This window comes from Streptomyces sp. NPDC051909 (assembly GCF_040681095.1).
Taxonomy (GTDB): domain Bacteria; phylum Actinomycetota; class Actinomycetes; order Streptomycetales; family Streptomycetaceae; genus Streptomyces.
In genome coordinates this window covers 79638-90373 of record NZ_JBFAYA010000017.1, presented here as the reverse complement: position 1 = coordinate 90373, position 10736 = coordinate 79638, and the positions used below count along the sequence as shown (strand labels likewise).

Below are 10736 nucleotides of genomic sequence, written 5' to 3'. Positions count from 1 at the left end.
CCTGTCGGCGTCCAGCCCGTCGTCGCGGAAACGCGGAAACCAACGGCGGCCCGACGCCTGCACGACCCAGCTGCAATTGACCGCGGTGGCGGGGCCCTTCGCCTGAGGCGAACTCTGTACGGGCGACCGGTACACCGCCTGAGTCCTGAATGAAGGCGAGGACTTGAGCATGGGATCCACCTCCGCCCCGAACAATGACGGTCTCGGCCGTCGCGATCTGATCAAGCGTTCTGCCGCACTCGGTCTGATCTCGGTGCCCACCATGAGTTTCCTGTCCGCCTGCGCTTCCAGCGGGGGCGACGACTCGGCGTCCGACAAGCCCAAGGGCGAGAAGACGAAGGACAATCCGTTCGGTGTCGCCAAGGGCGGCAAGATCGACGTCGTGGTCTTCAAGGGCGGTTACGGCGACGAGTACGCCAAGGCCTGGGAGGCCAGCTTCAACAAGAAGTGGGGCGTCACCGCGACCCACACCGGCACCCAGGAGATCACCGGCAAGCTCCAGCCGCGCTTCAACGCCGGCAACCCGCCGGACATCGTCGACGACTCCGGCGCCCAGAAGATCAAGATCGACGTGCTGCACAAGAACGGGCAGCTGCTCGACCTCGCCGAGGTCCTCGACGCGCCGTCGGTCGACGACCCGAGCAAGAAGGTCCGCGACACCCTCATCCCCGGCACCGTCGACGCGGGTCTGCAGGAGGGCAAGATCGTCGCCCTCAACTACATCTACACGGTGTGGGGCCTGTGGTACTCCGGCAAGCTCTTCAAGGAGAAGGGCTGGACCGAGCCGAAGACCTGGGACGACTTCCTCGCCATCTGCAAGGACGCCACCGCCCAGGGCATCGGCGGCCTCGCCCACCAGGGCAAGTACCCGTACTACATCAACGTCGCCATCATGGACCTGATCGCCAAGACCGGCGGTCTGGAGGCCATGAAGGCCATCGACAACCTCGACCCCAAGGCCTTCGTCGGCTCCGACGCCGCCAAGCAGGCCGTCGAGGCGATCTACGAGGTGGTCGAGAAGGGCTACCTGATGCCCGGCACCAACGGCCTGGAGCACACCGAGTCCCAGACCCGCTGGAACCAGTACAAGGCCGCCTTCATCACCTGCGGCTCCTGGCTGGAGAACGAGCAGCTCAAGCAGACCCCCGCCGACTTCGACATGAAGTTCATGCCGATGCCGCTGCTGCCCGGCAGCAAGATGCCGTACGAGGCGATCCGCGCCGGCTCCGGCGAGCCCTTCATCATCCCGGCCAAGGCCAAGAACCTGGCCGAGGCGAAGGAGTTCATGCGTCTGATGCTCTCCAAGGAGTGGTCGACGCTCTTCGCCAAGGAGGCCAACTCGCTCACCATCCTCGCCGACGGCGTGGACCCGAGCGTCAAGCTCCGCCCGGGCACCCAGTCCACGGTCGAGGCCTCCAAGAAGGCCGGCACCGACACGTTCCGCTACCTCTACACCGAGTGGTACAGCGAGATGGACACCGAGATCCAGAACGCCTCCAACGAGCTGATGGCCAAGCGCATCCAGCCCGCGGAATGGCTGAAGCGGGCCCAGGCCGCGGTCGACAAGGCCGCCAAGGACCCGGCGGCCAAGAAGAACCACCGCGACTGACGGGCGGACAGCACTCGCGTATCACTCCGCCGGGGACATCAGGGACAGGAACGCCATGCGCAAAGGGCAGTACAAGTTCGTCACGGGATTCCTCTTCATACCCGTGGCCCTCTATCTGGTCTTCGTCATCTGGCCGTACATCCAGACGTTCGGCTACTCGCTGACCGACTGGAAGGGCCAGTCACAGGACTTCTCCTTCGTCGGCCTCGACAATTACGTCGCGCTCTTCGAGGACGACGTCTTCCTGGGAGCGGTCTGGCACAACATCCTGTTCCTGGTGTTCATCCCGGTGGTCACCATCCTGCTCGCCCTCTTCTTCGCCTTCATGGTGAACGCGGGCGGGCGGAGCCGGGCCGGCGGTGTCGCGGGCGTCGCCGGGTCGAAGTTCTACAAGGTCGTCTACTTCTTCCCGCAGGTGCTCTCGCTCGCGATCCTCGCGGTGCTCTTCGGCGCCGTCTACCGCAGCGACGCCGGCGGCATGCTCAACGGCCTGCTGCTCAAGCTCGGCCTGATCGAGGCCGACTCGCCCGTGGAATGGCTCAACGAGCCCGACTTCGTCCTGTGGGCCCTCCTGGCGGTCGTCGTCTGGCACGGCGTCGGCTTCTACCTGGTGCTGTTCTCGGCCGCCATGCAGTCCATCCCGAGGGACATCTACGAGGCCGCGCTGATCGACGGCGCGGGCCGCGCCCAGTCGTTCTTCAAGATCACGCTGCCGCTGCTCTGGGACTCCGTCCAGACCGCCTGGGTCTACCTCGGCATCGTGGCGATGGACATGTTCGTCCTCGTCTCCACCATGACCTCCGGCGACTACGGCGGTGGGCCCGACCACCACAGCGAGGTCATGTCGACGGTCATGATGCGCAACTTCCTCTACTTCGGAAAGAGCGGCTACGCCTGCGCCATGGGCGTCGTGATGCTGCTGCTCACCCTGATCGTGTCCGTGGTCACGCTGCGCGCCACCCGCCGCGAGCGCCTCGAGTTCTGAGCGGGAGAACCGACGATGACTGCACCCATCCAGAAGTCCGACGCCCCTGAGCCGGACGCCCAGACGTCCGACGCCCAGAAGCCGGACGCCCAGACGTCCGACGCCGCCACGGCGGGCGGGGCCGCCGTGCCGCGCCAGCGCGCGGCCCGCAAGGGGAGCGCCCCGGCCTCCGGACCGGCCCGCGAGGGCGTCGTCCTGAACGTCTTCTCGCACGGCTTCCTCGCCGTCTGGGCCCTGCTGATCGTGCTGCCCCTCCTCTGGCTCGTGCTGAGCTCCTTCAAGACGGACGCGCAGATCGCCGGGTCGGCCTTCGGCTGGCCGGAGAACTGGTCCTTCGACGTCTTCGGCCGGGCCTGGAACAAGGGCATCGGCGACTACTTCCTCAACACCGTGATCGTCCTGGTGTTCTCGGTGCCGCTGACCATGCTCTTCGGCTCGATGGCCGCCTACGTCCTGGCGCGCTACGAGTTCTGGGGCAACCGGCTCATCTACTACTTCTTCGTGGCCGGCGCGATGTTCCCGGTCTTCCTGGCCCTGGTCCCGCTCTTCTTCATGGTGAAGATGCTCGGGATGCTCAACACCTACCAGGGCCTGGTCCTGGTGTACGTCGCCTACTCGATGCCGTTCACCGTCTTCTTCATGCACTCCTTCTTCCGGACGCTGCCGACGGCGGTCTTCGAGGCGGCGATCCTGGACGGGGCCTCGCACACCCGGGCCTTCTTCCAGGTGATGCTGCCGATGGCCAAGCCCGGCCTGCTCAGCGTCGGGATCTTCAACACGCTGGGGCAGTGGAACCAGTTCATCCTGCCGACCGTGCTGATGCAGCCGCAGAGCGGTGACGACCCGGAGCGCTACGTGCTGACCCAGGGCCTGATCCAGCTGGAGCAGCAGCAGGGCTACGCGACCGATCTGCCGGTGCTCTTCGCCGGCGTGACCATCGCGATGATCCCGATGCTCGTCGTGTACCTGTCCTTCCAGCGGCAGGTCCAGGCGGGTCTCACTTCGGCCACGCTCAAGTAACGAGTCGACCCGCTCAGGTCCGGCCCCGAGGACACAGTCCTCGGGGCCGGACTTTTTGCTTCCGGATTCCACTACCGTCGAGGACTTGACGGCGACGAGCCCTAGAGCGGAGCTTGGAGTTCATAACTTGTACACGTCGTAGGGTGGAGAGAGTCAATGGAGACTCCGGGGTCGCAGTCCTCGCTGCACCGGGCCAATCTCGAGCGGGTCGTCCGTGCCGTACGGATGGCCGGATCGCTCACCCAGGCGGAGATCGCCCGGACGACCGGCCTGTCCGCCGCCACGGTCTCCAACATCGTGCGGGAGCTGAAGGAAGGCGGCACGGTCGAGGTCACCCCGACCTCCGCCGGGGGCCGCCGGGCCCGCAGCGTCTCGCTCAGCGGCGACGCCGGCATCGTCATCGGCGTCGACTTCGGGCACACGCACCTGCGGGTCGCGGTCGGCAACCTGGCGCACCAGGTGCTCGCCGAGGAGGCCGAGCCGCTGGACGTGGACGCCTCGTCCGCGGAGGGCTTCGACCGGGCCGAGCAGCTGGTCAGCCGGCTGATCGCGACCACCGGCATCGGCCGGGACAAGGTCGTCGGGGTCGGCCTCGGCGTGCCGGGCCCGATCGACGTCTCCTCGGGCCTGCTGGGCTCCACCTCGATCCTGCCGGGCTGGAGCGGGATCAACCCGGCCGACGAGCTCTCGGCCCGCCTGGGCGTCCCCGTGCACGTCGACAACGACGCCAACCTCGGTGCGCTCGGCGAGCTGGTCTGGGGCAGCGGGCGGGGCGTCAAGGACCTCGCGTACATCAAGGTGGCGAGCGGCGTCGGCGCCGGCCTGGTGATCGACGGACGGGTCTACCGGGGCCCGGGCGGCACGGCCGGCGAGATCGGGCACATCACGCTCGACGAGTCGGGCCCGGTCTGCCGCTGCGGCAACCGCGGCTGCCTGGAGACCTTCACGGCCGCGCGCTACGTGCTGCCGCTGCTGCAGTCCAGCCACGGGGCCGATCTGACCATGGAGCGGGTGGTCCAGCTGGCCCGCGAGGGCGATCCGGGCTGCCGCCGGGTCATCGCGGACGTCGGCCGGCACATCGGCAGCGGTGTCGCCAACCTCTGCAATCTCCTGAACCCGAGCAGGGTGATCCTCGGCGGCGATCTCGCGGAGGCCGGGGAGCTGGTCCTGGCGCCCATCAGGGACTCCGTGTCGCGTTACGCGATCCCCAGCGCCGCCCGACAGCTCTCGGTGGCCCCAGGGGCCCTGGGAGGCCGCGCGGAGGTCCTGGGCGCCCTGGCCCTCGTACTGAGCGAAATGGGCGATTCCACGCTTTTGCACGGGTCGGAGAGCGCGCTTCCGGGTGCTTCGTCCACCCGCACGCCTGCGTTCACTTAGATAACGAATGGCACCGTTGCCATCTCGTTAAGGATTTACTTCTTGACGGTTGCCTCGCGGCCGAGTTGACTTCCAGCCACCTCGGCCGCAACGTCGCGGCCTCGTCAGGGAGGCAACCCCACATGAACGCAGTGACGCGACGCGTCGTCATAGGTACGGCCGCTGTTTCCATGGCCCTCTCGATCGCCGCCTGTGGCAAGGCCGGCGACAACGGCGCGGACGGCGCCGCCGGCGGCGACAGCAAGACCATCGGTCTGCTCCTGCCGGAGAACAAGACCACGCGCTACGAGACCTTCGACCGCCCGATCATCGAGGCGAAGATCAAGGCGCTCTGCGCCGACTGCGAGGTCAAGTACAACAACGCCGCGCAGGACACCGAGACGCAGAAGAAGCAGTTCGACGCGCTCGTCACGCAGGGCGTGAAGGTCATCATCCTGGACTCGGTCGACTACAAGGCCACCAAGTCCTGGGTGCAGCAGGCCGAGAAGAAGGGCGTGAAGGTCGTCGCGTACGACCGCCTGGCCGAGGGCCCGATCTCCGCCTACGTCTCGTACGACAACGAGAAGATCGGCCGCCTGCAGGGCGAGGCCCTGGTGAAGGCGCTCGGCGCCAACGCCAAGGACGCCAACGTTGTCATGATCAACGGCTCGCCGACCGACCCCAACGCCCCGCTGTTCAAGAAGGGCGCCCACAGCGCCATCGACAGCGCAGTGAAGAAGGTCGTCTACGAGCAGGACATCCCGGACTGGTCCCCGGACGAGGCCAACAAGAAGATGGGTGCCGCCATCGACTCCCTGGGCAAGACCGGCTTCCAGGGCGTGTACTCGGCCAACGACGGCATGGCCGGCGGCATCATCACCGCCCTCGCCAAGCAGGGTGTCAAGGTCCCGGTCGGCGGCCAGGACGCCGAACTCGCGGGTCTGCAGCGCATCCTGAAGGGCGACCAGTCCTTCACGATCTACAAGCAGATCAAGCCCGAGGCCGAGACCACCGCCGAGATCGCCGTCAAGCTCCTCAAGGGCGAGAAGATCGACGACCTCGTCCCGGTCAAGGTCGACAGCCTCACCGGCGAGTTCAAGGGCATCCCGGCCAAGCTGTACGACGCGCAGGTCGTGACCAAGGAGAACATCGCCTCCACGATCATCGCGGACAACGTCTACAAGGCGGCCGACATCTGCACCGCCGAGTACAAGGCGGCCTGCGACGCGGCGGGCATCAAGTAACCCCTCCCGTCCCACGGAACCGGTCCGGCGCACCCGCCCCACTCCACGCCCCGCAAGCGGGGGCGGGGCGCCGGACTCCCCTCGCACCCCCCACCGCCCCCGTCGGTAGGGGTGCCCCGCACCACATCCCCGCCGGTCAGGCGGCGAAGGAGATGATTCACGTGTCCGCTACGCCCGTGCTGGCGTTGCGCGGGGTCTCCAAGCGGTTCGGCGCCGTCCAGGTGCTCACCGATGTCGATCTGGAGATCCACGCCGGAGAGGTCGTCGCCCTGGTGGGCGACAACGGAGCCGGCAAGTCCACCCTCGTCAAGACGATCTCGGGTGTCCACCCGATCGACGAGGGCACCATCGAGTGGGACGGCCGCCCGGTCCAGATCACCAAGCCCCACGACTCCCAGAACCTCGGGGTCGCGACCGTCTACCAGGACCTGGCGCTCTGCGACAACCTCGACGTGGTCGCCAACCTCTTCCTCGGCAGCGAGCTCAGCTCCGGCACCGTCCTCGACGAGATCGCCATGGAGAAGCGCGCCCGGGAGCTCCTCGACACCCTGTCGATCCGGATCCCCTCGGTCCGCATACCCGTGGCCGCCCTCTCCGGCGGCCAGCGTCAGGTCGTGGCCATCGCCCGCGCCCTGATCGGCGACCCGAAGATCGTGATCCTGGACGAGCCCACCGCCGCCCTCGGCGTCGAGCAGACCGCACAGGTGCTCGACCTGGTGGAGCGGCTGCGCGAGCGCGGCCACGGCGTCATCCTCATCAGCCACAACATGGCCGACGTCCGCGCCGTCGCGGACAAGGTCGCCGTGCTCCGCCTCGGCCGCAACAACGGCGTCTTCGACGTCGCGGACACCACCCACGAGACGATCATCGCCGCCATCACCGGGGCCACGGACAACGCCGTGACCCGCCGGCAGGCCCGTACGGCTGCAAAGGAGGACGCCAAGTGAGCGACCTCGCCAAGACCCCCGAAGCCTCCGAGGCCCCTGAGACGGTTGAGGCCCCCGAGACCCCTGTCGCGGAGGCTCCCGCGGCCGAGTCCGCGGCGCCCGTCCCGGCCGTCGACCCCCGCCTCCTCGTCCGCGAGGAGGGCATCAAGGGCTACTGGACCGAGTTCACCCGCAAGATCCGCGGCGGCGAGCTCGGCTCCCTGCCCGTCATCCTCGGCCTGATCGTCATCGCGATCGTCTTCCAGCTCCAGAACAGCAACTTCCTGTCCGCGAGCTCGGTCGCCAACGTCACGGTCTACGCCTCCGGCCTCGGCATCATGGCCGTCGGCATCGTCTTCGTGCTCGTCCTCGGCGAGATCGACCTCTCCATGGGCTCGGTCGCCGGTGTCGGCGCCGCCGTCTGGGCCGGCCTCCAGGTCAGCAACGGCATGAACGAATGGCTGGCCATCGTGCTCGCCGTTCTCTCCGGCACCGCCATCGGCGCGCTGCACGGCTTCTTCTTCGCCAAGATCGGCGTCCCCGCCTTCGTGGTCACCCTGGCCGGCTTCCTCGGCTGGATGGGTCTCCAGGAATGGCTCATGGGCGGCGAGGGCTCCATCAACACGCCGTCCGGCAGTGTCGTGGAGAACCTCACCAACTACTTCTTCGCCGACAAGATCGCCGCCTACGGCCTGGCCCTGGTCGCGGTCGCCGCCTACCTGTTCTCGCTGCTGCGCGACAGCAGCCGCCGCAAGGCCGCGCTGCTCCCGGCCCGCCCGGTCAGCGAGATCGTGCTGCGCACCGCCGTCGTCGCCCTCCTGGTCTTCGCCGTCGCGTACGTGATGAACGAGCCCGCCGGCGCCCGCGGCCTGCCGCTCGCCCTGGTGCTCTTCCTCGCGGTCCTGGTCCTCGCGGACTTCGTCGCCCGCCGCACCCTGTTCGGCCGCAAGGTCTTCGCGGTCGGCGGCAACGCCGAGGCGGCCCGCCGCGCCGGCATCGGCGTGGACGGCGTCCGGATCGCGGTCTTCGCGATCTCCGGCACCCTCGCCGCCTTCGGCGGCCTGTTCATCGCCAGCCTCTCCGGCGGCGCGACCAAGAGCCTCGGCGGCGGCAACACGCTGATGCTGGTCATCGCCGCGGCCGTGATCGGCGGCACCAGCCTCTTCGGCGGCCGCGGCAAGGTCTGGTCGGCACTCCTGGGCATGATCGTGATCCAGTCGATCCAGCAGGGTCTGAACATGATCGGCATGTCCAACGCCATCCAGAACATGATCACCGGCGCGGTGCTGCTCGCCGCCGTCGTGATCGACTCGGTGTCCCGCCGTACGCAGAAGACCGCAGGCCGCGCGTAGGCGTGGAAAGAACCCTGTAACCCGCATCACGTACAGTCCGCCCGGCGCCGGGAAACCGGCGCCGGGCGCTGCTGCGTCCGGATCAATGCGGCGACCGCACGGATCAGCGGTGTGTCGGCCATCCGGGTGGGGCCCGAGTCCCCGGCCCGATGCCCACGATCCAAGACGGAACATTAGACTCGACAAATCGGCAAGCTCGACCAGTTCAAAGCAAGGAGGCACGGGTGGCTCTGCTGACCCGTATCAGGGGACCGCGAGACCTGGACCGGCTCTCCTCGGAACAGCTGGAACAGCTGGCCGAGGAGATCAGGACTTTCCTCGTGGACGCCGTCTCCAAGACCGGCGGGCACCTCGGCCCCAATCTCGGCGTGGTCGAACTGACCATCGCCCTGCACCGCGTCTTCGACTCGCCCAAGGACCGGGTCCTGTGGGACACCGGCCACCAGAGCTATGTGCACAAGCTGCTCACCGGCCGCCAGGACTTCTCCAAGCTGAAGATGAAGGGCGGCCTGTCCGGCTACCCCTCGCAGGCCGAGTCCGAGCACGACGTCATCGAGAACTCGCACGCCTCGACCGTCCTCGGCTGGGCCGACGGCCTCGCCAAGGCCAACGAGGTCCTGAAGAAGGACGACCACGTCGTCGCCGTCATCGGCGACGGCGCGCTGACCGGCGGCATGGCCTGGGAGGCGCTCAACAACATCGCCGACGCCAAGGACCGCCAGGTCGTCATCGTCGTCAACGACAACGAGCGCTCCTACGCCCCCACCATCGGCGGTCTCGCCAACCACCTGGCGACCCTGCGCACCACCGACGGCTACGAGCGCTTCCTCGCCCGCGGCAAGGACATCCTGGAGCGCACCCCGGTCGTCGGGAAGCCGCTCTACGAGACCCTGCACGGCGCCAAGAAGGGCCTGAAGGACTTCATCGCCCCGCAGGGCATGTTCGAGGACCTCGGCCTGAAGTACGTCGGCCCGATCGACGGCCACGACATCGAGGCCCTGGAGTCGGCGCTCACCCGCGCCAAGCGCTTCGGCGGCCCGGTCATCGTGCACTGCCTCACCGAGAAGGGCCGCGGCTACCAGCCCGCCCTCCAGGACGAGGCCGACCGCTTCCACGCCGTCGGCAAGATCCACCCCGACACCGGTCTGCCGATCGCCTCCTCGGGCGCCGACTGGACCAGTGTCTTCGGCGAGGAGATGGTCGCGCTCGGCAAGGAGCGCGAGGACATCGTCGCGATCACCGCGGCCATGCTCCAGCCGGTCGGCCTCGACAAGTTCGCCAAGGCCTTCCCCGAGCGGGTCTTCGACGTCGGCATCGCCGAGCAGCACGCCGCGGTCTCCGCGGCCGGCCTGGCCACCGGCGGTCTGCACCCGGTCTTCGCGGTCTACGCGACCTTCCTCAACCGCGCCTTCGACCAGGTCCTGATGGACGTGGCCCTGCACAAGTGCGGTGTCACCTTCGTCCTCGACCGGGCGGGTGTCACCGGAACCGACGGCGCCTCGCACAACGGCATGTGGGACATGTCGATCCTCCAGGTCGTGCCCGGCCTCCGGCTCGCCGCCCCGCGCGACGCCGACCAGGTCCGCGCCCAGCTGCGCGAGGCCGTCGAGGTCACCGACGCGCCCACCGTGGTGCGCTTCTCCAAGGGCGCGGTCGGCCCCGCGGTCCCGGCGCTGCGCCGGGTCGGCGGCATGGACGTGCTGCGCGAGGCCGGCTCGGACCAGCCGGACGTGCTGCTCGTCTCGGTCGGCGCACTGGCCCCGATGTGCCTGGAGATCGCCGGGCTGCTCGACCAGCAGGGCATCTCCACCACGGTGATCGACCCGCGCTGGGTCAAGCCCGTCGACGAGGCCCTGGCCCCGCTCGCCGAGCGCCACCGGGTGGTCGTCACCGTCGAGGACAACAGCCGTGTCGGCGGTGTCGGCTCCGCCGTGGCGCAGGCCCTGCGCGACGCGGGCGTGGACGTGCCGCTGCGTGACTTCGGCATCCCGCCGCGCTTCCTCGACCACGCCTCCCGCGGCGAGGTCATGGCCGAGATCGGCCTCACGGCCCCCGACATCGCGCGCCAGGTCACCGGTCTGGTCTCACGGCTGGACGGCCGCTTCGAGAGCAGCAGCAAGGCCGTGGAGCCCGCGCGGGACTGACCCTCCGCGACCTCCCGTGAGGTCACCTCGCGTCACCCTTGGGCCGGTCGGCTCACTCTTCGGAGTGCCGACCGGCCCTTCCGCGTGCATCCTGGCCTGA

8 protein-coding genes are annotated in these 10736 nt (G+C 68.5%); all 8 read left to right on the top strand.

Annotation, left to right across the window (positions count from 1 at the left end; translation table 11 throughout):
- The first annotated feature begins 169 nt into the window (after positions 1-169).
- The 8 genes from ngcE to dxs all read left to right on the top strand — a co-directional run bounded on the left by ngcE (position 170) and on the right by dxs (position 10636).
- Positions 170-1609, top strand: a complete 1440-nt coding sequence (gene ngcE, locus AB0M18_RS25820) for an N-acetylglucosamine/diacetylchitobiose ABC transporter substrate-binding protein (protein WP_365761920.1) — start codon at positions 170-172, stop codon at positions 1607-1609.
- 55 nt (positions 1610-1664) lie between these two features.
- On the top strand, positions 1665-2594 hold the full coding sequence (locus AB0M18_RS25815; protein ID WP_365761918.1) for a sugar ABC transporter permease: 930 nt from the start codon (positions 1665-1667) through the stop codon (positions 2592-2594).
- Positions 2595-2609: 15 nt separating this feature from the next.
- Positions 2610-3614 carry a carbohydrate ABC transporter permease gene (locus AB0M18_RS25810; protein WP_365761916.1) on the top strand — a complete coding sequence of 335 codons (1005 nt, stop codon included), beginning with the start codon at positions 2610-2612 and terminating at the stop codon, positions 3612-3614.
- 156 nt (positions 3615-3770) lie between these two features.
- A complete protein-coding gene (locus tag AB0M18_RS25805) occupies positions 3771-4991 on the top strand; it encodes an ROK family transcriptional regulator (protein ID WP_365761914.1) in 1221 nt (406 codons plus the stop codon).
- A gap of 122 nt (positions 4992-5113) precedes the next feature.
- Positions 5114-6214 carry a substrate-binding domain-containing protein gene (locus AB0M18_RS25800; RefSeq protein ID WP_365761912.1) on the top strand — a complete coding sequence of 367 codons (1101 nt, stop codon included), beginning with the start codon at positions 5114-5116 and terminating at the stop codon, positions 6212-6214.
- A gap of 152 nt (positions 6215-6366) precedes the next feature.
- On the top strand, positions 6367-7161 hold the full coding sequence (locus AB0M18_RS25795) for an ATP-binding cassette domain-containing protein (protein WP_265868444.1): 795 nt from the start codon (positions 6367-6369) through the stop codon (positions 7159-7161).
- On the top strand, positions 7158-8492 hold the full coding sequence (locus tag AB0M18_RS25790; RefSeq protein ID WP_365761909.1) for a sugar ABC transporter permease: 1335 nt from the start codon (positions 7158-7160) through the stop codon (positions 8490-8492). The genes AB0M18_RS25795 and AB0M18_RS25790 overlap by 4 nt, the downstream gene beginning before the upstream one ends.
- A gap of 224 nt (positions 8493-8716) precedes the next feature.
- Positions 8717-10636, top strand: a complete 1920-nt coding sequence (gene dxs / locus AB0M18_RS25785) for a 1-deoxy-D-xylulose-5-phosphate synthase (protein ID WP_365761907.1) — start codon at positions 8717-8719, stop codon at positions 10634-10636.
- The last annotated feature ends 100 nt before the right edge of the window (positions 10637-10736 follow it).